General features: G+C 68.2%; 23 protein-coding genes. 16 read left to right on the plus strand and 7 right to left on the minus strand.

What is annotated here, in order from left to right; genetic code table 11:
* Position 1: 1 nt before the first annotated feature.
* The 9 genes from RMCN_RS09000 (at position 2) to RMCN_RS09040 (ending at position 9,504) form a co-directional block, all read left to right on the plus strand.
* On the plus strand, positions 2-1,570 hold the full coding sequence (locus RMCN_RS09000; protein ID WP_067080307.1) for a virulence factor Mce family protein: 1,569 nt from the start codon (positions 2-4) through the stop codon (positions 1,568-1,570).
* A complete protein-coding gene (locus RMCN_RS09005) occupies positions 1,540-2,187 on the plus strand; it encodes an Rv1363c family protein (protein ID WP_067388492.1) in 648 nt (215 codons plus the stop codon). The genes RMCN_RS09000 and RMCN_RS09005 overlap by 31 nt, the downstream gene beginning before the upstream one ends.
* Positions 2,184-3,158, plus strand: a complete 975-nt coding sequence (locus RMCN_RS09010; RefSeq protein ID WP_067388494.1) for an RDD family protein — start codon at positions 2,184-2,186, stop codon at positions 3,156-3,158. The genes RMCN_RS09005 and RMCN_RS09010 overlap by 4 nt, the downstream gene beginning before the upstream one ends.
* Positions 3,155-3,706 (plus strand): Rv1363c family protein, encoded by a 552-nt coding sequence (locus RMCN_RS09015; RefSeq protein ID WP_067388496.1) that lies wholly within the window; start codon positions 3,155-3,157, stop codon positions 3,704-3,706. Before RMCN_RS09010 ends, RMCN_RS09015 begins: the two co-directional genes overlap by 4 nt.
* Positions 3,673-4,563 carry a mammalian cell entry protein gene (locus RMCN_RS09020; RefSeq protein ID WP_067388499.1) on the plus strand — a complete coding sequence of 297 codons (891 nt, stop codon included), beginning with the start codon at positions 3,673-3,675 and terminating at the stop codon, positions 4,561-4,563. Before RMCN_RS09015 ends, RMCN_RS09020 begins: the two co-directional genes overlap by 34 nt.
* Positions 4,564-4,578: 15 nt before the next feature.
* Positions 4,579-5,262, plus strand: coding sequence for a YoaK family protein (locus RMCN_RS09025; RefSeq protein WP_067388501.1), 684 nt, complete (start codon positions 4,579-4,581; stop codon positions 5,260-5,262).
* Between the two features lie 9 nt (positions 5,263-5,271).
* Complete coding sequence (locus tag RMCN_RS09030; protein ID WP_067388503.1) at positions 5,272-6,102, plus strand: SDR family NAD(P)-dependent oxidoreductase; 831 nt, start codon at positions 5,272-5,274, stop codon at positions 6,100-6,102.
* 3 nt (positions 6,103-6,105) lie between these two features.
* A complete protein-coding gene (locus tag RMCN_RS09035) occupies positions 6,106-6,870 on the plus strand; it encodes a fructosamine kinase family protein (protein WP_067388505.1) in 765 nt (254 codons plus the stop codon).
* A gap of 144 nt (positions 6,871-7,014) precedes the next feature.
* Positions 7,015-9,504 (plus strand): alpha/beta hydrolase family protein, encoded by a 2,490-nt coding sequence (locus RMCN_RS09040; RefSeq protein WP_067388507.1) that lies wholly within the window; start codon positions 7,015-7,017, stop codon positions 9,502-9,504.
* Here RMCN_RS09040 and RMCN_RS09045 read toward each other — a convergent pair.
* The gene (locus RMCN_RS09045; protein WP_201028817.1) at positions 9,501-10,526 is read right to left on the minus strand and encodes a phosphodiester glycosidase family protein; all 1,026 of its coding nucleotides are present in this window, start codon (positions 10,524-10,526) and stop codon (positions 9,501-9,503) included. The genes RMCN_RS09040 and RMCN_RS09045 overlap by 4 nt on opposite strands.
* A gap of 222 nt (positions 10,527-10,748) precedes the next feature.
* On the opposite strand from RMCN_RS09045, the gene RMCN_RS09050 reads away from it, so the two are divergent.
* The gene (locus RMCN_RS09050) at positions 10,749-11,042 is read left to right on the plus strand and encodes a GlsB/YeaQ/YmgE family stress response membrane protein (protein WP_064413059.1); all 294 of its coding nucleotides are present in this window, start codon (positions 10,749-10,751) and stop codon (positions 11,040-11,042) included.
* Here RMCN_RS09050 and RMCN_RS09055 read toward each other — a convergent pair.
* Both RMCN_RS09055 and RMCN_RS09060 read right to left on the minus strand, forming a co-directional pair.
* A complete protein-coding gene (locus RMCN_RS09055; protein WP_067388510.1) occupies positions 11,039-12,343 on the minus strand; it encodes a PQQ-dependent sugar dehydrogenase in 1,305 nt (434 codons plus the stop codon). The two genes, RMCN_RS09050 and RMCN_RS09055, sit on opposite strands and share 4 nt — an antisense overlap.
* On the minus strand, positions 12,321-13,082 hold the full coding sequence (locus RMCN_RS09060) for a pirin family protein (protein ID WP_067388512.1): 762 nt from the start codon (positions 13,080-13,082) through the stop codon (positions 12,321-12,323). The genes RMCN_RS09055 and RMCN_RS09060 overlap by 23 nt, the downstream gene beginning before the upstream one ends.
* Before the next feature lie 67 nt (positions 13,083-13,149).
* On the opposite strand from RMCN_RS09060, the gene RMCN_RS09065 reads away from it, so the two are divergent.
* A complete protein-coding gene (locus tag RMCN_RS09065) occupies positions 13,150-13,614 on the plus strand; it encodes a MarR family winged helix-turn-helix transcriptional regulator (protein WP_067388514.1) in 465 nt (154 codons plus the stop codon).
* On the opposite strand, the gene RMCN_RS09070 is transcribed toward RMCN_RS09065, so the two are convergent.
* On the minus strand, positions 13,589-14,713 hold the full coding sequence (locus RMCN_RS09070; protein WP_067388516.1) for an NDMA-dependent alcohol dehydrogenase: 1,125 nt from the start codon (positions 14,711-14,713) through the stop codon (positions 13,589-13,591). The genes RMCN_RS09065 and RMCN_RS09070 overlap by 26 nt on opposite strands.
* A 153-nt stretch (positions 14,714-14,866) precedes the next feature.
* Between RMCN_RS09070 and RMCN_RS09075 the strand changes: the two genes are divergently transcribed.
* Positions 14,867-15,784 (plus strand): DUF8686 domain-containing protein, encoded by a 918-nt coding sequence (locus RMCN_RS09075; RefSeq protein ID WP_067388518.1) that lies wholly within the window; start codon positions 14,867-14,869, stop codon positions 15,782-15,784.
* 1 nt (position 15,785) lies between these two features.
* Here the strand turns inward: RMCN_RS09075 and RMCN_RS09080 are convergent, their stop codons facing one another.
* Positions 15,786-16,808 (minus strand): sigma-70 family RNA polymerase sigma factor, encoded by a 1,023-nt coding sequence (locus RMCN_RS09080; protein ID WP_067388788.1) that lies wholly within the window; start codon positions 16,806-16,808, stop codon positions 15,786-15,788.
* A gap of 16 nt (positions 16,809-16,824) precedes the next feature.
* Between RMCN_RS09080 and RMCN_RS09085 the strand changes: the two genes are divergently transcribed.
* The 4 genes from RMCN_RS09085 to RMCN_RS09100 are packed head-to-tail and all read left to right on the plus strand — an operon-like array spanning position 16,825 to position 19,933.
* Entirely contained in the window at positions 16,825-17,664 is an 840-nt protein-coding gene (locus tag RMCN_RS09085) for an alpha/beta hydrolase (protein WP_067388520.1), read from the plus strand.
* A gap of 26 nt (positions 17,665-17,690) precedes the next feature.
* A complete protein-coding gene (locus RMCN_RS09090) occupies positions 17,691-18,653 on the plus strand; it encodes an alpha/beta hydrolase family protein (protein WP_234787631.1) in 963 nt (320 codons plus the stop codon).
* A 9-nt stretch (positions 18,654-18,662) separates the two neighbouring features.
* Entirely contained in the window at positions 18,663-19,439 is a 777-nt protein-coding gene (locus RMCN_RS09095; protein WP_067388524.1) for a DUF2786 domain-containing protein, read from the plus strand.
* Positions 19,436-19,933, plus strand: a complete 498-nt coding sequence (locus RMCN_RS09100; RefSeq protein WP_067388526.1) for a TIGR04338 family metallohydrolase — start codon at positions 19,436-19,438, stop codon at positions 19,931-19,933. The genes RMCN_RS09095 and RMCN_RS09100 overlap by 4 nt, the downstream gene beginning before the upstream one ends.
* Here RMCN_RS09100 and RMCN_RS09105 read toward each other — a convergent pair.
* Positions 19,930-20,259, minus strand: a complete 330-nt coding sequence (locus RMCN_RS09105; RefSeq protein ID WP_110765795.1) for a YbaB/EbfC family nucleoid-associated protein — start codon at positions 20,257-20,259, stop codon at positions 19,930-19,932. The genes RMCN_RS09100 and RMCN_RS09105 overlap by 4 nt on opposite strands.
* A complete protein-coding gene (locus RMCN_RS09110) occupies positions 20,256-21,770 on the minus strand; it encodes a PPE domain-containing protein (protein WP_067388528.1) in 1,515 nt (504 codons plus the stop codon). The genes RMCN_RS09105 and RMCN_RS09110 overlap by 4 nt, the downstream gene beginning before the upstream one ends.
* Positions 21,771-21,780 lie beyond the last annotated feature (10 nt).

The following is a 21,780-nucleotide window of genomic DNA, read 5'->3' on the forward strand; positions in this document are numbered from 1 at the left end:
TGTGCTGACCAGGTTCATCAGGATCCAGCTGGTGCTGTTCACCATCCTGACGATCGTCGCGCTGGTGGTGCTGGGGTGGTACTACCTGCGCATCCCGAGCCTCGTCGGTATCGGCCAGTACGAGTTGAAGGCCGAACTCCCCCGCTCGGGCGGTCTGTACGCGACGGCCAACGTCACCTACCGCGGCACGCAGATCGGCAAGGTCACCTCGGTCGAGCCGACCCAGCGGGGCGCGCTCGCGGTGATGAGCATCGATGACCGCTACAAGATTCCCGCCGACGCGACGGCGAACGTGCACTCGGTGTCGGCGATCGGCGAGCAGTATCTGGACCTGGTGTCGACGGGCGACGCGGACCAGTACCTGTCGCCGGGTTCGACGATCACCGAGAGCACCGTGCCCAGCGAGGTCGGCCCGGCGCTGGACGCCGCGAACAGGGGTCTGGCGGTGCTGCCCAAGGAGAAGATCGACGCGCTGCTCACCGAGACGTCACAGGCGGTCGGCGGGCTGGGCCCGGCGCTGCAACGGCTGGTGGATTCGACGACCAACATCGCGCAGGGCTTCAAGGACCATCTGCCGCAGGTCAACGACATCATCGTCAACGCAGGCCCGATCCTGGACAGCCAGGTGCAGTCCGGCGACAACATCGAGCAGTGGTCGCGCAACCTGAACGTGATCGCCGCGCAGTCGGCCGAGCAGGATGCGGCGCTGCGGAGCGGCCTCCAGCAGGCCGCTCCGACAGCCGACCAGCTCAACGCAGTGTTCGGCGGGGTGCGCGAGTCGTTGCCGCAGACGCTAGCGAACCTCGCGATCGTCACCGACATGCTCAAGCGCTACAACAAGGGCCTCGAGCAGTCGCTAGTTCTCTTACCGCAGGGCGCGGCGGTGGCGCAAGCGGGCACGTTGTTTGAGGGCTACGGCCAACTGCCGCTCGCGTTAGGTGCACTCAACCAGCCGCCGCCATGTCTGACCGGCTTCCTGCCCGCGTCCGAGTGGCGCTCGCCGGCCGACACCAGCATGGCGCCGCTGCCGCGGGGCACCTACTGCAAGATCCCGAAGGACTACCAGGGCAACGTCGTTCGCGGCGCCCGCAACTATCCCTGCGTCGACGTCCCGGGCAAGCGGGCGGCGACGCCGATGGAGTGCCGCAGCGATGAGCCGTACGTTCCGCTGGGCACCAACCCGTGGTACGGCGACCCAAACCAGATCCTGTCCTGCCCGGCCCCTGGCGCGCGCTGCGATCAGGGCGTCAACCCGGGCCGCGGCGTCATCCAGGCGCCGTCGGTCAACAGCGGGATGAATCCTGCACCCGCGAGCGACCTGCCGCCGCCGAACTCGACGGCGCCGGTCAGCGATCCGCTGAGCCCGCCCGGACAGGGCAGCGTGACCTGCAGTGGACAACAACCCAACCCCTGCATCTACACTCCGGCACCAGGGCCACCCGGCTCCACGGCGGTGTACAGCCCGAGCAGCGGCCAGGTGGTCGGACCCGACGGCGTGAAATACAACGTCAGCAACTCGAGTAACCCAGGAGACGACGGATGGAAGGAGATGCTGGCACCCGCCAGCTGAACCCCACCGATGCTGATGAGACGCCCGACGAGTCGTTAGCAGTATCCCCAGGCCCAGCGCCCGCCGAGGATCCGGACACCACAGAAGAACAGGTTTCGGCCGATCCCCGCCGACCGTCGCGGATCGGTCGCGGCCTGGCTGTCAGTATCTGCGCGGCGCTGCTCGCGCTCGCCGTCGCCGGGGGTGTCGCGGGATTCCTGCTCTTCAAAAATGACCAACGGGTCGCGGCCAGCGAGCGCGCCGAAGCGGCGGCACTGCAGGCGGCGAAGGATTGTGTGGCCGCGACGCACGCGCCCGACACCGCCGCCATGACCGCGGCGCAGACCAAGATCATCGATTGCTCGACCGGCGACTTCGCCGTGCAGTCCTCGCTGTACGCCGGCGTGCTGGCCGAGGCCTATCAGGCGGCTCAGGTCCAGGTGCAGGTATCGGACATGCGTGCCGCCGTGGAGAAGCACAACGACGACGGAACGTTCGACGTCCTGGTCGCGGTGCGGGTCAAGGTGACCAACTCCGACATCGCCGATCAGGAGCAGGGATATCGCCTGCGGGTGAAGATGGCGCCCGACGACGAGGGCTCCTACAAGATCGCCAAACTCGACCAGGTCACCTCGTGACATCCCTGATCGAAGCGCCTCCGGACTCGACGGGCACCGACGTGGCCGTCGACGAGCCGGCCGCGCCCTGGTCGGCTCGGGTCGGCGCCTTCGCCGTCGACGTCCTGGTCGGGCTCGCGGTGGTCTCGACGCTGGCGCTGGTGTCGCTGACCGCGCCGCTGCGCAGTCCGCTGTGGTGGGGATATCTGGTGGCGATCGGGGTGGTCGTGCTGGCGATGGCGGTCAATCGCCTCGTGCTGCCGACCGTCGTGGGTTTCTCGCTGGGGCGTGCCGTTTTCGGTATCGCGGTCAGGAAGCGCGACGGTTCGCCGCCGGGAGTGTGGCGGTTGCTGCTGCGCGACGTCGCACACCTGCTCGATACCGCAGCATTGTTCATCGGGTGGCTGTGGCCGCTGTGGGATCGGCGCCGCCGCACCTTCGCCGACCTTCTGCTGCGCACCGAGGTGCGTCCGGTGCCGCCGCCGGAGCGCAACGTCCGCAAGCTCACCGCTGTCGTGCTGATTGCCGCCACGGTGGCCTGCGCGGCGGCCGTCGCAGTGAACTACTGGGTGGTGTACCGGCACGAGCGCGCGGTCGAGCAGACCAGACAGCAGATCGCCGAACAGGGCCCGCGGATCGTCGAGCAGATGCTGAGCTTCAAGAGCGACACCATGCAGGAGGATTTCGCGCGGGCACAGTCGCTGGCCACCGACGGTTACCGGCAGCAGTTGATCGAGCAGCAGAAGGCCGGACAGAGCGCGGGTGTCAGCTCCAACGAGTACTGGGCGGTCAGCAGCGCGGTGCTCGAAGCGACGCCGGACACCGCGGAGATGCTGCTGGCGCTGCAGGGCCAGCGGGGCGATAACCCCAATGAGTTGAAGTTCATCACCGCCACCGTGCAGGCCGAGTTCGCCAAATCCGGTGACGGCCAGTGGCGCGTCGCCAATCTCACCGTGCTCAAGCGGCCGCAGATGACTGCGCAGGGCCGATGAGTCCGCGGCGCAGAGTCGACGCCGATGAGCGGTACTTCTTCGAGGTGGAACCGGAGCCACCGCGCCGCTGGGGGCTTCCGATCATCGCCGCCGCGGCGTCACTTCTGATGGCGGCCGCGATCGCGGCGGGATCGCTGATGTTGGTCAGCCACGAGAAGAATCGCCGCACGGTCGCCAATGACCACGCCGCGCTGGTGTACGTCAGCGAGTTCATGACCGACTACACGTCGTTGGACCCCTTCAACGCCAACGCCTATGTGGATCGCATCCTGGCGCAGGGGACGGGTGATTTCGCGAAGATGTTCAAGGAGAAGCAGAACGAAATCCTGATCCAGGTCGCGCAGGCGGAGCCCACCAGTGGAGCCGTGCTGGCCGCGGGTGTGCAGCGGTGGAACGACAACGGCAGCGCCGACGTCCTGGTCGCGACCAAGGTCTCCACCAAAGGGCCGGACGGCAAATCGACAGTCGAGAGTGGAAGTCGTTGGATAGCAACGGCTATCAAGGAGGGACAGCAGTGGAAGATCAGCCAGCTGATCCAGGTGATCTGACCACCGGACCCTCTGCGGAATCCACCCCGGCGCCGAGCCGGCGTCGGTGGTCCTTCCTTCGGCGTCGGCAGAAGGAATCGACGGAAGCCGCCCCGGATTCCGCCACGGCGGAGACACCGGAGGCGGCACCCGCAGCGGATACGCCCGCGCCTCGGCCGGTCGGCAAGGCGAAACGCCAGGGCAGGACGCGCGTCGAGGAGGCCGACGACGACACCGTCGACGCCGCGGCGCAGGACGCAGCCGCCTCGGAACCCGAAGAGGCCGAAGCCGAGGCCGTCGAGGCCGACCCCACGGACGAGTCCGCCGTCGTGCCGCAGGAAGTGCGATTCGTACCCCACCGGCCAGCAGGCAAGCGGCTCGTCGCGGCGATGGCGGCGGCCGCCGTGCTGTTCGTCGGTGCTGCCGCGTTCGCCGCGTCGACCCTGCAGCCCTACCTGTCGGAGCGAGCCGAGATCGACACCAAACTCGACGTGGCTCGCACCGCGGCCAGTGCGATCTCCACACTGTGGACCTACACGCCGGACAACATGGAGACGTTGCCGGACCGGTCGGCGGCGTTCCTCGGTGGCGACTTCGCCTACGAGTACCGCAAGTACATCGACGCGATCGTCGCGACGAACAAACAAGCGCAGGTCACCAACACCACGCAGGTGCTCGGCGCGGCGGTGGAGACCCTGACCCCCGACGAGGCCACCGCGATCGTCTACACCAACTCGGTGGCGACCAGCCCGATGAGCAAGAACATCCCTTCGCTTCGCTACCTGTCCTACCGGTTGACGATGGATCGCCGCGATGGCAAGTGGCTGATCACAAACATGTCGACCATCACGTCGCTGGATCTGACACCGCAGCTGTAGTCGGGAAGCTGACGCGTGGCGGTCGAATCCCCTGTCTCACAACGGTTGACGATCGCCTGTCTGCTGTTGCTGACATTCGCGACCGGCTTGGTCGACGCGGTCAGCGTGCTGAAGCTCGGCCACGTGTTCGTGGCCAACATGACCGGCAACGTGATCTTCCTGGGATTCTGGCTGGTGCCGCATTCCGGTGTGGACGTCACCGCCGCACTGGTCGCGTTCGCCGGCTTCGTCGCGGGCGCGGTGGTCAGCGGCCGGCTCACCCGACACCTCGGCCCCGATGTCCGACGGTGGCTGGTGATCACGATGACGTTCGAGGTCGCCCTGCTCGCGGTCCTGTCGGTGCTCGCCGGGATCGGCGTGCTCGACTATGAAGAGAACACGAAACTGCTCCTCATCGCCGGCCTCGCCGTGGCGTTCGGCGTCCAGAACTCCAGCGCCCAGCAGTTCGGCATCCAGGAGTTGTCGACGACGGTGTTGACGACGACCATCGTGCGGATCGGTTTCGACAGCCGGTTGGCCGGTGGCACCGGTGAACGGGAGAAGTTGCGCTACAGCGTGGTTCTGACGATGTGCGCCGGGGCGGTCGTCGGCGCCACGATGACCCGTTTCACCGTCGCGCCGATCATCGGGCTCGCCGCGGCACTGGTGGCGCTCAGCGGAGTCCTGTTCTGGGCCGGGGACAGGCGGGGCCGAGGCTAGTCTTGCCGTATGCCTTCGGTATTGGTCACCGGTGCGTCACGGGGAATCGGCAGGGCGATCGCCGAGCACCTGGCTGCCCGCGGATGGCAGGTGTTCGCCGGTGTCCGCACGCAGTCGGATGCCGAGGCGGTCACCGCGCCGAATCCACACCGGATCTCGCCGGTACTCCTCGACGTCACCGACGCCGGCCACATCGCCGCCCTGGCCGACGCCCTGCCTCCGCAACTGGACGCGGTGGTCAACAACGCCGGTGTGGTGGTCAGCGGCCCGATGGAGACGGTGACGTCCGATGAATGGCGAAAGCAGTTGGAGATCAACGTGATCGGTCAGCTGGCTGTCACTCGCGCGGTACTGCCGCGGCTGCGGGAATCCCGTGGCCGGATCGCATTCATCTCCAGCGTCAACGGCAGGCTGTCGATGCCGTTGGTCGGAGCCTACGCCGCGAGCAAGTTCGCGCTCGAAGCAGCGGCCGATGCGTTGCGGATGGAATTGCGGCCGTGGCGGATACCGGTTGTCATTGTCGAGCCGGCACAGACCGACACCGACATGTGGCGTACCGCCGACACCATGGTGGAAGAAGCCGAGGCCGCCCTTTCCCCGGAGCACCGCGCGCTGTACGCCGAGCACATCGCGGGCATGAAGAAGATGGTGCCGGCGGCCCAGCGAATGGCCGTTCCGACCGCGAAGGTCTCCGCCGTGGTCGAGGAGGCGCTCGCCGCGCGCCGCCCGCGAGCGCGTTATGTGGTGGGTCTGGGGCCCAAATTGCAGGTCGCCGTGATTCCGAAATTGCCGACCCGCGTGCGCGACGCCGTGTTGCGCCGGGTGTCCGGTCAACCCTGACCCGTGGATTTCGTCAAGCACAATACCTCTGCGCCAGCGGGTTTCTTTGCATGCGAAGCCGCTGGGCTGCAATGGCTTTCGGCCGCCGACGGCGGAGTGCCGTGCGCCACGGTGCTCGGATACGACGACACCAGCCTCACCCTGGAACGGCTGCGCAGCATTGGCCCCAGCCGATCCGCGGCGCGGCAGTTCGGGTGCCGACTCGCACGCACCCACGACGCGGGAGCCGCCGCTTTCGGAGCCCCGCCGGACGGATGGGAAGGGCCCGGGTTCTTCGGACCGATGCACGACCCGCTGCCCATGTCGTTGACCGGACACGGGCGCTGGGGCGCGTTCTATGCACGCGAGAGGCTGGCCCCGATGGCACGCGCGGCGGCCGACCGACTGGACGCGCAGTGCAGTGCGGCCGTCGACGCGGTGACGGCCATGTGCGAAGACGGCGATTTCGACGACGACGATTCACCCGTCCGCCTGCACGGCGATCTGTGGAGCGGCAACGTGATGTGGACACCGGACGGTGTGGTGCTGATCGACCCCGCCGCCCACGGAGGTCACCGCGAGACCGATCTGGCGATGCTTGCCCTGTTCGGCTGTCCCTACTTCGACGAGGTGATCGAGGGCTACCAATCGGTGCGGGCGTTGCGCAGGGGATGGCGCGGACGGGTCGGACTGCATCAGCTTTATCCGCTGTTGGCCCACGTCGTGCTGTTCGGTGGCGGGTATGCACGGCAAACATCGGCGGCGGCGCGCAGCGTCCTCGCCGGGTGAACGCCCACTCCGCTGCTTGTAGGCTCCGGCTCGTAATAAGTGCACTTATTTACCAAGCAAAGGGATTTGCTCAAATCGTTCCAGCGTGAGAGCCTGCCTGTTACGGTCACGTAAATAGCTGTTTCGTTCGAAAGGACCGGATCAGTGGCTGGCAGACACGGCAAGCATCGCAGGCGCAGCCGGAGCTCCAAGAAGATCACCGCGATAGGTGCCGCCACCGCGACGGCCACCGCGCTCACCATCGGTGCCGCACCCCTGCCCGATCCGGATGACGACTCGAGAACGGTGGTAGATACCGACGTCAGCCTGGCCGCGGCGGTGAATCAGTGGCCCGGGCCGGAAGAGATCCCTGACCTCACGTTCGGCCTCGGCCCGGCGGTGTACGACCTCGGTCAGGTGGCCGCCGAGGTGCTGATCCGGCTGGTGGTCGAGAACTTCAACCTGGCCGTGCTCGCGCAGGCGGCCGGCGCCGATCCCGAATCGGTGCTCAACAACCTGCTCGGCGGGGTGCTGGGCCAGATCCCGCCGGGTTTGCTCGGAGACGTCATCGGCGCAATTCCGATTGATGTGGACGGTGTTGTCGGCGCGCTCATCGACCCCCTTGGGATACTCACACCCGGCGTGGAGGCGCAGCTCAGCGAACTGCTGGCCGGTTCGCTGCCCGAGACGCTCGGCGGCTTGGCCGGTCTACTCGGCCTCGACCTCAGCGATCCGTTCAACCTGTCGAACCTCCCCGGCCCGGTTAACGTGATCACCGCGGGTCCGCTCTTCACCATGCTCAAGTTGCTGGGAGTCGACCTCGGCTGGGTGCCGGGCCTGCCGAACGCCATCGCCGAAGAGGTCAACAACACCCCGTACCTGGATGCGGAAGTCAGGCTCGGCGATGTCCTCAACAAGTTGGACATCCTCGGTCCCGTGTTGGACCTGATCAACATCCCCATCCCCGACATCGACGCCGTCGAGGTCCGGGTGCCCGTCGTCCTGAGCATGGGCCTCGGCGCCTTCTCCGCCGGGGCGGCCTACGAGCGAATCGTCGCCGATCTAGTGAACCAACCGGGCGGAGAGAACGCCGACGAGCATCCGCTCCTGGGCAGTATCACGATTCTCCCGATGATCCTGCTGCGCAATCCCGGCCGAGCCAACGGCGGAATGTTCGCCCGCTTCTATCCCCTCTTCGGGCTTGCGGGCATCAAGACGGTCACGCCGGAAACCGAAGCCTCCTACAGCGGGGGCCTGCCGGTACCCGGCACCGGGCTCTCCGTGGGTGGCGCGAACCTGATCCCGATCAAGATCGACGCGACGGTCCAGTACGACATGCTGAGCGACTTCGCCGCATGGCCGAACCCGTTCTCGTTGGCCAACAACCTGTTTGCGGGGCTGCTCCCGACCTACATGCTTCGCGGCGTCACACTCGACCCCGAGCAGCTGGCGCAGCTCGACGACCTCGCAGAGCGCATCGCAAGCGGCGATCCGCTCGCGGTCAACCTCTATCTCACGCTGCGCTCGGCGACCCTGCCGCTGCTCGAGCCGCTGTATCTGGCCGCGGACGTGCTCAACGTCGTCACGCTCGGAGCGATCGCGCGTTACAACCCGTTCAGCATGGTGGCCAACGCACTGGCCCCGGCGCTGACCAGCCTGGTGAACCTCGGCTACACCGACGTCTACTACAACCCTGAGACGGGTGGGTACGAGCGCACCCTCACCGAGGCCGGCGACCCGACGGCGTTCATGTCGTTCCCGAGCGTCGACTGGGCCCAGGTGCCGGGCGTCATCTTCACCCAGTTGGTCCAGGGCATCTTCAAGGAGTTCTTCAGCGGCAACCCGACCATCGGCACACCGAACGTCCTGACCAGTCTGCTCCGGTTCCTCACCGGCGGATCCCTGTGGGGCACAACGCCTACCAGTGTGTTGACGAACCTCGTCGATGATGCCGTGGAGCAGGCCATCGAGGATGTCGTGCCGGATGCCGCGCAGGAGGAGAGCGAACTTCCGTCGCCGACGGACCTGCCCGATTCCGGTGCGCGGATGCTCAGCCTCGTCACCGACGAGTCGGAGGGCGAGCAGGTGCCCACCGACGAGATCAGCGACGGCGTCGTCGCGGAAGTCGTCGCAGGCGAGCCCGCAGACGACATCGTCGAGAACGAACTGGCGAACCAAACCGTCGCTCAGACGCCTGTGGAGCAGACGATCGTCACGGAAAAGACGACGGTCGAGGACGTGAAGGCCGACGAGGACGGCGACGCCACGGAGAACCAGGCGGAGTCCGCCGGGACGAAGACCGGCGCCACCAACACCGGCGGCACCGAGACCACCGAGAGCAAGACCACCGAGAGCAAGACGACCGAGACCAGGACCGGAGAAACCAAGACCGGAGAAACCAAGACCGGCGCCGACAAGGACGCTGACACGTCGAAGACGGGCTACAAGCCGGGCAACAAGTTCAGCCCCAACACCGGCGCCAAGTCCGGCCCCAAGCACGCCAAGCCCGACAACGGCGAGCCGGTCCGGGCGATCCCGGGATCGTCACCGCGACATGCCAAGCCGGACAACGACTCCCCGGCCGCCGGCACCACCGGCGCCGGCGACGCCGAAGGTGGCACATCCGGGGAAGGGTCCGACAGCGCCGCGGCCTAGTTGAACGCAAGCCAACTCGGTAACCCGCGTTCGCGCGAATCGCACAGCACCTGCCGGGTGTCACACGATCCGCGGGGCACGCCCGCCCCGGTCCACATGCCGCCGGTGTCGCGACGCAGCACGATCGACGACGAACCGCCGCCGTCGAGCAGGATCGCGGTGTCACTACCCAACCCGCGGAACAGGTCCTGGATCTGGTCGGGGGTGTAGCTCCCGCCCTGGAAGACGTACATCTCGTCCTTGTCCTTGGCGTAGGCCAGTGCGGTGCGCGCCGCGCTCGGCCCGCCGTCGTTGAGCTGACCCGTGTCGCCGGGCGCGAGCAGGCCGATGCCGGCGACCGCGACGAACCGCACGCCCTCGTCCACCAGGCGCTGCACCACCGGTGACGCGGCGTCGTAATCGTCGGGGCCGGCAGGCGGCACCACATAGGGCGCTCCGGCCACCGGAATAATCATGGTGGACAACGCTTTCCAGTGTTCGTTGCCGCCGGACAACCCCTGCTTACCCGCATAGGGCACGGTGCCGGTCACCGCGACGTTCGCTCTGCCCTGGCCGCGGGTGTTGTCGACGTAGGCGCCCAACGGTGAACTGCATCCGGTCGACTTCCACGAACCGCCTCGCTGGCCGCGCACATCGAAGAAGTTGGCGTTGATCGCGATCGTCGGCTGCCCGAGCGCCTGCCAGGCCTGCAGCGGAGTGAAGATCTCCGACGCCTGCACCAACCCCTCCCCGGTGCGGGCGCGCGGATCGCGTTCACAACGCGCTTGGTAGCCCCTGTGTGAGTCGACGAGCAGACGCGGCGCGAGCCGCGTGGACGCCGCCTTGATGATCATCAGACGACCGCCGCTGGTGGTCTCGTACCAGCCGCCGCCCGCGTTGAGCATCGGGGCGGGATGGCCACCGCCGAAGTTGTAGACGAGATAGGACCCTCGGGTGTTGGCGATGGCGTTGGCGAGCATCTCCCGCGCGCCGGCCGCGTTCGCGGCGGGCGCGCCCCCGGTCGTCGACAACGCCGCGCACATCAACAGCGCCGCGGCCGATGCCGCGAAACGCCGGACGTTTGCTGATCGCGCCGACACGTGAGTCTCCCAACTTCGACGTGAAACGGTGACATCATCAATCTCACCGTGAACACCGTCTACTTGCGTCACAGCGGCATCACGATCGCGTCTCATCCTTCCTGGCGCGTGAAAACGGGGTTAACGGGTAACCCGGCAGCGACAGACAACAGACAGGGAGCAGAAATGATCGGAACCATCCTCAGCGCACTGGTCGTCGGTCTGATCGTGGGCGCGCTCGCGCGGCTCATCATGCCGGGCAAGCAGAACATCGGCGTGATCATGACGATCGTTCTGGGCGCCCTCGGCTCATTCATCGGGTCCTGGCTGACCTACCAGCTCGGATACTCCAATTCCAATGGCGGCTGGGAGGTCATCCCGTTCCTCGTGGGCATCATCGTGGCGATCGTGTTGATCGCGATCTACGTCGGCATCACCGGCCGGCGCTCGGGGACCACCCGCGGCACCGCGGTCCGCTAACGCCCCGGAGGGGCCAACCGGTAGACCGCGTCGGCGTAGTCGTCGGTGACGTACACCGCGCCGTCGGGCCCGACCACCGCGGCGACCGGACGGCCCCATCGCGAGCCGTCTTCGGACTGGAACCCGCCGACCAGCGTCTGCTTGTCGGCGAGTTCTCCGTTGTGCCAGCCGAAGAATGCCACCTCGGGCGCGTACGGCGGCTCCCGGTTCCACGACCCGTGCACCCCGACGAGGGCGCCGCTGGAATACGGGGCCGGTAACGCGCCGTCGGTGAAGCTCATCCCCAGCGGGGCGGCGTGCGCGCCGAGGCTCTGCTCGATGGGCGGCAGGGCCGCACAGTCGAGGCGGCTGCCGTCGGCGTTGGTCTGCACGTCGCGGATCAACGGCAGGCGCGCCGGCCCGCCGTCGGGGTTGCAGAAGGGCCAGCCCAGTTCGCGGCCAGGCGTCAATCGCGCCACCGACTCGGGCGGATGCAGGCTGACGTATTCCTGGCGGACCTCCGCGGTCTGCGGATCGGCGACGTTGTCGCGGTTGTTGACCGCGGTCCACACCGCTCCGTCCGGCGCGACCGCCAGGCCGGTCCCGTTGCGCACGCCGGTCGCGAACGGCTCGGCGGGGCCGCCTCCCGGTGGGACCCGCATGATCGTTGCGCGCGGTGGATCGGCGTCGCGATCGGCGGCCGTGATGTTGCCGGTCGAGCCGATCGAGAAGTAGACGCTTCCGTCGGGGCCGATCGCGACGGATTTGAGCGCGTGGGCGTACGCGCCCTGCAGGTCCGGACTCTCCGCGTCGGGCAGGTTCGGAGCGATCGTGCGCGGATCGGTCGCCGTGCCGTCGGCGTAGGTGTAGGCATCGACCTGGTCGCTTTCGGCGACGTAGAGCGTGTCGCCCGCGAATGCCAGCCCGTGCGGCTGGTCGAGTCCGGCGAGCACCCTCGACTGGCGAGGTCGCGCATCGGTGGGCGCCAGCCGCTGCACCTCGCCCGTGCTCGGCTGCGACACCAGCAGCGCGCCGTCGGGCGCCCACGCGGCCAGCCTCGCCTTCGGGACGCGCGCCCACACCGACATCGACCACCCGGCGGGGACAAGCGCCTGGCGTGGCTCGTCGAACGGCGCCTGCGCCAGGGCCGGGTTGACGGCGACGGTCACCGGGGCCAGGCCCTGTGTCGCTTCCGCGGTGGCCGGGGGTTCACTCGGGGATGGGTCCGGCGCCGGCGCTCTCCCGGGATCCGACGCGCAGCCCGTCGCCACCATCGCGCTGGCAATGCAGGCAATCGCGTTACGCCGCAGCCAGACTCGCATGCATCTCCCAGACCAGGATCTCGGCGGACGTGGTGGCGGTGACCCGCTGGCCACCGGTACCCGTGAAGCGAACGGCGTCGCCCTCACCCAGGGCGCCCGCGCCCTCGAGCGTGACCTCGCCGCGGGGCACGAACAGGTGCAGATACGGGGCGTGCGGCAGTTCGACGCTGTCGCCGGCCCGCATACGCGCGCCGTGCAGGGCGGCATAGGAGTTGCGGATGAAGATCGCGGTCTGGTCGCGGTGCTCGGGCATACCGCTGGCGATCGTGATCAGGCCGCCACGCAGTAGTTCGTCATCGATTTCGAGTTGCTGGTAGCCGGGGTCGATTCCCGATTCGTCGGGCACGACCCACATCTGGACGAAATGCACCGGCTCGCTATGGGTTTCGGCGCCCGTCAGGGTCCACGAGTCGTTCTTCTCCGAGTGCAGGATGCCGCGGCCGGCCGACATCCGTTGTGCCAGGCCGGGATAGATCACGCCCGAGTGGCCGGTGGAGTCCTGGTGCACCAGCGATCCGCGTAACACCCAGGTGACGATCTCCATGTCCCGGTGCGGATGGGTATCAAACCCGGTACCCGGTGCTACCCGGTCGTCGTTGTTGACGAGCAGCAGGCCGTGATGGGTGTTCTCCGGCTCGTAGTGGCTGCCGAAGGAGAACGAATGCTTGGAGTCCAGCCAGGAGATCGTGGTCTTCGCGCGGTCGTCCGCGCGGCGGATGTCGACGGTGGGGGCGGTCATGGCTTACCTCTCGCTCGGCGCCCAGCCTAGGTGGGGCTACTGGACGCGACAACATGAATGATGTGTCATGTATTCCGTGTGGCTGACGAGGCGCGAACAAGAGGTCTGGCGGAAGTACCTGACGGTCACGAGCCGATTGCAGACCGCCATGCACCGGCAACTGCAACGCGACTGTGAACTGTCGCTGGCGGATTACGAGGTCCTCGTCGCGCTCAACGAACGCGGACCGCAGCGCATGAACGACCTGGCCGAGGTGCTCGGGTGGGAGCAGAGCAGGCTCTCACACCAGCTGCGACGGATGCGCGGGCGCGCACTGCTCGAGCGGCATGGCAGCGACGACGACCGGCGCGGCGCCAGCGTCTCGATCACCGACGGTGGGCTCACCGCGCTCGAGCGGGCCGCACCCGGACACGCAGAACTCGTACGCAGCACGGTGTTCGAGGGGTTGACACCACAACAGTTGCGGGCGTTCGACGAGGTGCTGGCGGCGGTGCTGGACCGCCTGGTTACCAGTCCGCCTCGTCGTAGGTGACGACGCCGCGGATGTTTCTGCCGTCGAGCATGTCCGCATAGCCGGAGTTGATGTCCTCGAGGCGGTAGGTCCTGGTGACCATGTCGTCGATGTTCAGCAGGCCCGACTTGTACAGGCCGACCAGCTTCGGGGTCTCGATGTGCGAGCTGCCGCCGCCGAAGATGTTGCCCTTCAACGTCTTCTGCAACATCGTGAACAGGAACAGGTTGAGTTTGACGTCGACGTCCATCATCGAGCCCATGCCCGTCACGACGCAGGTGCCGGTCTTGGTGGTCAGCGTCAGGGCCTCTTCGATGTACTCGCCTTTCATGTCCCCGACGGCGGTGATCGTCTTGTCGGCCATGACGCCGTGGGTGAGGTCGATGACGGGCGCGATCGCCTCGGCCATCGACGGGTAGACGTGCGTGGCGCCGAACTTGATCGCCTGTTCGCGCTTCCACTCGTTCGGGTCGATCGCGACGACGTTGCGGGCGCCGGCGATCACCGCGCCTTGCAGTGCGCTCATGCCGATGCCGCCGACGCCGACGATCACGACGGTCTCGCCCGGCTTCACTTCGGCGACGTTGGTGGCCGACCCGAAGCCCGTCGGCACCGCGCAGCCCAGCAGGGCCGCCGACTCGAACGGAATGTCCTTGTCGATCTTGACGACGGAATCCTTGTGCACGGTCATGTACGGCGCGAACGTGCCGAGCAGGTTCATCGGCGAGACCTCGGTGCTGCCGGCATGCACGCGGGACGTGCCGTCGGCGATCGCCTTGCCCCCGAGCAGTACCGCGCCCCGGTCGCACAGCGAGCGGTAGCCCTTGAGGCATGGTGCGCATTCGCCGCACGCGGGGATGAACGCCAGGATGACGTGGTCGCCCTCCTCGAGCCCGGTGACGTTCTTACCGACCTTGGTGATGACGCCGGCGCCCTCGTGCCCGCCGAGCGCGGGCAGGCCGATCGGCGTGGCGCCGGTTGTCAGGTGGTAGTCCGAATGACACATGCCCGCGGCGTGCAGGCGGATCTGAACCTCGTCGGCGACAGGGTCACCGATCTCGATCTCGTCGATGCGGAACGGCGAGTTCAGTTCCCACAGCAGCGCGCCTTTGGTCTTCATGGCCGCTGACTATAGAACACGTTCCAGAACAGGTGTCAACTCCATCGTGAACTGCGCAGATGGGGGCTTCGGCCCGTCACCGGGACAGCTGTCGCCGGGCAACGCGCGCGTCGAGCGCATCTCGGGCGTCCCCGTCGTAATACGCTGCCCGCGATGAGCACACCTTCGCCGCGATGGCGCGCTGTGCGAGCGATTGCCGTCTTCGCTGTGGCGTTGGTGCTGCTGATGGCGGGCAACCTCGCGCTGTATGCATCCAGCAGGCACTGGGCCGAGGACGGTCTGCAGCTCGGCGACTTCGACAAGCCCGACCGGATCGACCTCACCGTGTGGGTGAATCGGGTCGACACCGAAACGACGACCGTGGCGGCGACGATCACCGACATCGAGGCCAACGGGAAGTACGCCGATGCAGACGGTCATCTGCGCATGGACACCAAGCTGCTGAGCAACTCCTTCACCAACCCCATGGTCGACCTGCCGAGTGGAGAGAGCGTGCCCGTCATCGAGCAGAAGTTCGGGATGGTGGGGATTCCGACCGACTACCCCTTCGATCGCTACAGCGCCTTCCTCGGACTCAACATCGCGGCCGACGACACCGCGCTGCCCACGACGCTCACCGTGTTCAACAACGACTCGTTCTTCCGCGTCGGGCTGGCACCCGACCCGGACGTCGAAGGCGACAGCGTCGACGCGGATCTCTTCCTGCACCGCAGCACCCCGACGATGGTGTTCGCCATATTCGTGATGGTCCTCATGCTCGGGCTGGCCGCGGCGGCCGTCACGGCGTCCTACTACGCGCTGCGGTGGCGCAGAGGTCTTGTCCTGCCGGCCTGTTCGATGATGGCGGCGATCCTGTTCGCGCTGATCCCTCTTCGCAATGCCGTGCCCGGCGGGCCGCCGATCGGCTCACTCATCGACTTCGCGGCGTTCTTCATCGCCGAGGGCGTCATCTCGATCGCGTTGATCACCAGCGTCGTGCTCGGCTACCGACACGACATCGCATACGAGCGGGCCGAAGCGGCCAAGGCGGGCCTGAGCATCGACGAATTCGCGCTGGGCCGCAAACCGTAGGTCAGACCGTGTCGGCCAGCCCGTAGGGGGCGAAGGTCGTGGCGTGGAATGCCACGACATGGGCGATGCCGCTCTCAGTCACGTCGAGCACGTGCAGTTGGAAAGCCTCGTGCAGCCCGGTCTCCCGGTTGAGCATGTACAACGCCGCGGCCGGCTGCCCGTTGGCCGTGGTCCGAATGAACCGCATATCGCCGGGACCCTCGGCCGGGCAGTGCGTCTTCGACAGAGTCACGATGTTCTGCGGGCCCCGATACCAGCCGTCGAACGGCGGCATCTCCCACACGGCATCCGCGGTGAACAATTCGACCAGCTTGTCGATGTCGTAGCTCTCGAACGCGGCGATATAGCGCGTCAGCAGGTCCTGGGCCTCCGGCGACTCCGGTGGGCGCAGTTCGTCGTCCTCACTCGGGCCGATGGCGTCGAGCTGCGCACGCGCCCGTTGCAACAGGCTGTTCACCGCCGCCGTCGACGCGCCGACCGCATCGGCGACCTCGGACGCCTTCCACTGCAGCACATCGCGCATCACCAGGACGGCGCGCTGACGCGGTGAAAGGTGCTGAAGTGCCGCGACGAACGCCAGCCGCACCGATTCGCGAGAGCCCACGATGACCGAGGGGTCAGCCGGGTCGACCGCTTGATCGGGCAGCGGTTCGAGCCACGGCACCTCCTCGCGGGCGACGATGTCGTCGAGCGGATCCGAACTCGGGGCTCCGAGACCCGTCGGCAGTGGCCTGCGCTGCCTGCTCTCCAGCGCCGTCAGGCAAGTGTTGGTGGCGATCCGGTACAGCCACGTGCGCACCGACGATTTGCCTTCGAAGCCTTTGTACGACTTCCACGCCCGCAGATAGGTTTCCTGCACCAGATCCTCGGCGTCGTGCAGGGAACCGGTCATCCGGTAGCAGTGTGCGAGCAGTTCACGGCGATACCGCTGGGCATCGGCCAGGAAGGCATCCTCGGCGCTGCTGTCGTCCACATCGTGGGCCAGGACCGTCACGCCGCCGAGCTTAATCAGTGGGTCCGACACCGGATAGTCTCCCTGCGTGGCCACGACCCGCAGCGAACGCAGCTTCGACGGTATCGGCGGTGTGCGCATCGTCTACGACGTCTGGACTCCCGAGGGGGATCCGCGCGGCGTGGTCGTGCTGTGCCACGGATACGCCGAGCACGCCCGCCGATACGACCACGTCGCGCAGCGGTTCGGCGACGCCGGCCTGCTCACCTATGCGCTCGACCTGCGCGGCCACGGCCGCTCCGGTGGCAAACGGGTTCGTCTGCGCAACATCGGCGAGTACACCGGCGACTTCGGAACCCTGGTGAGGATCGCCGCCGACGAGCATCCCCGGCTGCCGCGCATCGTCCTCGGCCACAGCATGGGCGGCGGCGTCGTCTTCACCTACGGCGTCGAGCACCCCGACGACTACACCGCGATGGTGCTGTCGGGGCCGGCCGTCTACGCCCAGGACGGGGTGTCGCCGGTCATGATCACGGTCGCCAAGGTCCTCGGCGGCCTCCTGCCCGGGCTGCCCGTCGAGCAACTGCCGACCGAAGCGGTGTCGCGGGATCCCGACGTGGTGGCCGCCTACATGGCCGACCCGCTGGTGCACCACGGCAAGCTCCCCGCCGGGGTCGCCAAGGCGCTGATCAAGGTCGGCGAGACGATGCCGCAACGAGCGTCCGCGCTGTCCGCGCCGCTGCTGGTGGTGCACGGCGAGCAGGACAAGCTGATCCCCGTCGCGGGTAGCCGCCATCTGTTGTCGTGTGTCGCATCGACCGATGCACACCTGAAGGTCTATCCCGGGCTCTACCACGAGGTGTTCAACGAGCCCGAGCGTGACCTCGTGCTCGACGACGTCACCTCGTGGATCGAGGCCAAGCTTTGAAAGCGGTTGTCGCCGGGGCGCTTTCACTGATCGTCGTGCTGTCGGCATGTTCGACGTCGGACGATGTGCAATGGGTCGACGAGAACGTCACCTTCACCGCCGACGGGCTGACCATCCACGGCACTTATCGGCACGAGACCGGCGAGGCGACGGGGCCCGCCGCGCTGCTGATCTCCGAGAGCGGTGCCACCGACCGCAACGGCGACAACCAGGTCGCCGGGCCGGTCGGCAACATGCGACAACTGGCCGAACTGCTGTCGGACCGCGACGTGGCCAGCCTGCGTTACGACAAGGTGGGCACCGGCCAGACCGGCCTCGGCCCCTACGCCCAACGCCCCACCGAGGTGGTCAGCTCGGTGTACACCACGGGCGCGAAAGCCGCGGTGCGCTACCTGGCCGACCAGCCGCGGACCGACGACTCCCGCATCTCCGTCTACGCGGTGGGCGAAGGCACCATCCACGCGCTGACACTGGCCGGCGACACCGACGCCGAGGCTCCGAAGATCCACGCGCTCGGCCTTCTTCAGCCCCTGCCCGGCCGCTATCTCGACATCATCACCCACCGGGTGCGCGCCAACGCCGCTCCCGAGGCGCTGTCCGCATGGCTGGCGGCCGTCGAGCAGGTCCGTACCACGGGGACGGTGCCCGCGAACCTGCCCGAGGGCCTCGGCGCGATGCTGAGCCCGGGCAACGTCAACGCCGTCGTCGAAGCCGACAAGATCGACCCGCTGAGGCTGGCGGCCGAGGTGCCCGCAGACACGAAGGTCCTGCTGACCTGTTCGGACTCCGACGCGCAGGCGTCGTGCGACTCGATCAGGCCCCTGGCCGACGCACTGCGGCACACCGCGCTGACGGTCGTCGAACTCGAGGGCGTCAACCACGTGCTGCGCGACGACCCGAGCGACAACGTCGCCAACTACGCCTCCCAAGACCCGCTTTCTCCCCAGGTTGTGGAAGCCCTGGACCGCTTCGTCGCCGAGCAGCCCTAACCTGGCGCCATGAGCGACGACAAGATGCTGGCCCGCATCGCCGCCCTGCTCCGGCAGGCCGAGGGCACCGACAACCCGCATGAGGCGGATGCGTTCATGGCCGCGGCGCAGCGGTTGGCCACGGCCACCTCCATCGATCTGGCCGTCGCCCGGTCGCACTCCGATCAGCGCACCAAGGCGCAGATGCCGGTGCAGCGCACGATCACGATCGGCAACGCCGGCACGCGAGGGCTGCGCACGTATGTGCAGTTGTTCACCGTGATCGCACACGCCAACGACGTCAAATGCGACGTCGCGTCCAACTCGACGTTCGTCTACGCCTACGGCTTTCCCGAGGACATCGACGCCAGCCATGCGCTCTACGCCAGCCTGGTCATGCAGATGGTCAAGGCCTCGCAGGCCTACATCGAATCGGGCGCTCACCGCCCCACGCCCACCATCACCGCGCGGATCAACTTCCAGTTGGCGTTCGGCGCCCGCATCGGCCAGCGGCTGGTCGAGGCGCGTGAGGAGGCACGCCGCGAGGCCACCAACAGCCGCGACAGCCAGCCGGGCACCGCGATCGCGTTGCGCGACAAGGACCTCGAGCTGCGCGACTTCTACCGCGAGACGTCGGAGGCCCGGGGGACGTGGCGGGCGACCAGCGCGACGGCCGGCTACTCCTCGGCCGCCCGCCGCGCGGGTGACCGCGCGGGCCGCAAGGCCAGGCTGGGGCCCAGCCCCGAACTCGCGAGTGCCCGTTCGGCGTTGCCTGGCAACTGGCGCCGCCCCTCCGGGGAGACGTGACGCCGCGCGACACTCAACGGGCGAAGGTGTACGCCGCCGAGGAGTTCGTCCGGACGTTGTTCGACAGGGCCGCCGAGCACGGCAACCGTGTCATCGACTTCTTCGGGACTTCGTTGACGCTGCCGCCCGAGGCGCGGTTCGCCTCGGTGGAGTCGGTGCAGCGATACGTCGACAACGTGCTGGCGCTGCCCGCCGTGCGGGGACGGTGGCCACGGGTGGCTCCGCTGGGTGTGCGGCCCAGGCGCGGAGCCGGCGCCGCCCACTACGAGGTCGACGACGACGGCGGTGCGGTCATCGCGGTGCCCGAGGTCCAGACCCGTTGGGCGCTGCGCGAATTGGTGGTGCTGCACGAGATCGCACACCACCTGTGCGAGGTGGCGCCGCCGCACGGACCGGAATTCGTGGCCACCTTCTGCGAGCTCGCCGACACGGTGATGGGTCCGGAGGTGGCCCACGTGCTCCGCGTGGTGTACGCCAAAGAGGGTGTGCGCTAGCGGCTTTGATCGGTGATGTCGGCGACGGCGGCGTCAATCCGGTCCCGGTCGGCCTCCAGCGACGCGCCGGCCGCGGCCGTCGCCTCGCTCAGCGCCTCGTTGAGCCGCTTCTGGACCTCCTCGACTCCCAGACCCAGCAGGCCGTCCTCGATGACCACGCCCGTCACGTTGTGATGACCGTCCAGCGTCACCCGCACTGTCTCGGATTCATCGGTGCCCGTGAAGGTTTGCGAGTTCATCCGGTGCAGCTGATCGTCCATGAGCGACTGCAACTGCCGCGCCTGCTGCAGCACGGCGGCGACGTCGGGATGCATCTCCTCGGTCACGTGCCGTCTCGACTCTCGCGGTCCGCCCTGCGCCTGCGGTTGCCGACCACCGCCTCGGTCCACGGCCGGTCCTCGGTGTAGAGATCCTCGTCGGGTGCCAGCCGGGGATCGCGCCGCTTCTCCTTGCCCTGCTGGGCGCCCGCACCGTGCGCCATCGGCGCCATACCTCCGGCCATCGCCGTACCCGCGCGTCCGTCCGTCGAGGATCCCGGTGCGGCGCCCGCCGCGCCGGGCCCGGTCGGTGCGGGTGCGACCGTCTCCGCGGTCACCGGTGCCGACATCGGCGTCGCCGGCCTCCCACCGCCTCCAGCACCACCGCCGCCTCTCCCGCCGCCCGCTCCGGCACCGCCGAGCGCGGCGGGGCGCACCCGCGGATCGGTCGCCGACGTCCGGCCGGCCGCCGCACCCCCACCCGGGGTACCGCTGCCCGCCGACGGCGCACCACCGCCGGTGGGAGCGCCACCGCCCGACGGTGCACCACCACCCGACGGTGCACCACCTCCGGCCGGGGCGGCATCGGAGCGCGTCGCACCATCGGCCCCCTCCGGTGACGGGCCGTACGAGGACAGCTCACCGCCCGCCCGCGCGCCGGTACCGCCGGGACCGCCGACGACGGCGGAGCTGGTGGTGTCCGGGCTGGACGGCATCGCGGGTCGGACGGGTGAGAAGGTCGCGTCGGCCGCATAGTCCTGGCGTACCTCGTCGGACCGGTGCTGCAGCTCAGCCAGCCGCTGCTGGATCTGCGCCATCTCACGGGAGGTCGCGACGGCGTTACCCACGGTCGCCCGCGCCGCGAGCTCGCGCAACTGCGTCTCCAGCGCCACATACTCGGTGTGGATGCCCGCGTGCTCGGCCTTCGCGGTGTCGTGTGCGGCAACGATTTTGGCCGCCGCCTCCGCGAGATCGTGCCACCCCTCGGCCAGTTGTTGAAGCCAACCGCCGAACTCGGCCATCCGGGCGTACGCGGCGTCGGCGGCCCGGCCCTCCCAGTCGCCGCTGGGCGGCCGCGGCGCGTTGTCGGCGACCCGGGTGCTGGCCAGGCCCCACTGCAGCATGGCCATTTTCAGCGACGCACCGCTGTCCCCCGCGACCAGGTCGGCCTGCGTCTTGTGCACGTCGCTGTAGCCGGCCGCATCGAGGGGCCGCGGTGCGCCGACCGGATGAGGAAGTGCTGGCGGTGGTGTCGCCGGGGCGGGCACCGTGATCGCTTCGATTGCCGCCCGGCGAGAAGGGTTCTCGATGGCTTGGCCACAGGTCTCGTCGACCTCGGTGTAGGCGTCGGCGGCGATCTGCAGCATCTCGGCGATGCGCTGGTTCTCGGCCTCGGCCCACCGCTGAAACTCGAGTAGCGACTGCGCATTCGCGTTCAGATTGGCGACCGCGGCCGCCGAGGACGGCAGCGCATCCGGCGGCACCACCGCTTCGGCGACGGGGTTGTGCCACTGCGTCCCGCGCATCTCTGCGGCCAGCTTGGTGAGCTCCGCCGGTTCGACCCGCTGGATCTCGCCCATCGCTACCCCT

This window comes from Mycolicibacterium novocastrense (assembly GCF_001570485.1).
GTDB lineage: Bacteria > Actinomycetota > Actinomycetes > Mycobacteriales > Mycobacteriaceae > Mycobacterium > Mycobacterium novocastrense.

Excerpts from the sequence above, each read along its gene's own strand:
- RMCN_RS09005 (WP_067388492.1), top strand. The coding sequence starts at position 1,540 with ATGGAAGGAGATGCTGGCACCCGCCAGCTGAACCCCACCGATGCTGAT.
- RMCN_RS09015 (WP_067388496.1), top strand. The coding sequence starts at position 3,155 with ATGAGTCCGCGGCGCAGAGTCGACGCCGATGAGCGGTACTTCTTCGAG.
- RMCN_RS09030 (WP_067388503.1), top strand. The coding sequence starts at position 5,272 with ATGCCTTCGGTATTGGTCACCGGTGCGTCACGGGGAATCGGCAGGGCG.
- RMCN_RS09045 (WP_201028817.1), bottom strand. The coding sequence starts at position 10,526 with ATGTGCGCGGCGTTGTCGACGACCGGGGGCGCGCCCGCCGCGAACGCG.
- RMCN_RS09050 (WP_064413059.1), top strand. The coding sequence starts at position 10,749 with ATGATCGGAACCATCCTCAGCGCACTGGTCGTCGGTCTGATCGTGGGC.
- RMCN_RS09055 (WP_067388510.1), bottom strand. The coding sequence starts at position 12,343 with ATGCGAGTCTGGCTGCGGCGTAACGCGATTGCCTGCATTGCCAGCGCG.
- RMCN_RS09060 (WP_067388512.1), bottom strand. The coding sequence starts at position 13,082 with ATGACCGCCCCCACCGTCGACATCCGCCGCGCGGACGACCGCGCGAAG.
- RMCN_RS09065 (WP_067388514.1), top strand. The coding sequence starts at position 13,150 with ATGTATTCCGTGTGGCTGACGAGGCGCGAACAAGAGGTCTGGCGGAAG.
- RMCN_RS09070 (WP_067388516.1), bottom strand. The coding sequence starts at position 14,713 with ATGAAGACCAAAGGCGCGCTGCTGTGGGAACTGAACTCGCCGTTCCGC.
- RMCN_RS09075 (WP_067388518.1), top strand. The coding sequence starts at position 14,867 with ATGAGCACACCTTCGCCGCGATGGCGCGCTGTGCGAGCGATTGCCGTC.
- RMCN_RS09095 (WP_067388524.1), top strand. The coding sequence starts at position 18,663 with ATGAGCGACGACAAGATGCTGGCCCGCATCGCCGCCCTGCTCCGGCAG.
- RMCN_RS09110 (WP_067388528.1), bottom strand. The coding sequence starts at position 21,770 with ATGGGCGAGATCCAGCGGGTCGAACCGGCGGAGCTCACCAAGCTGGCC.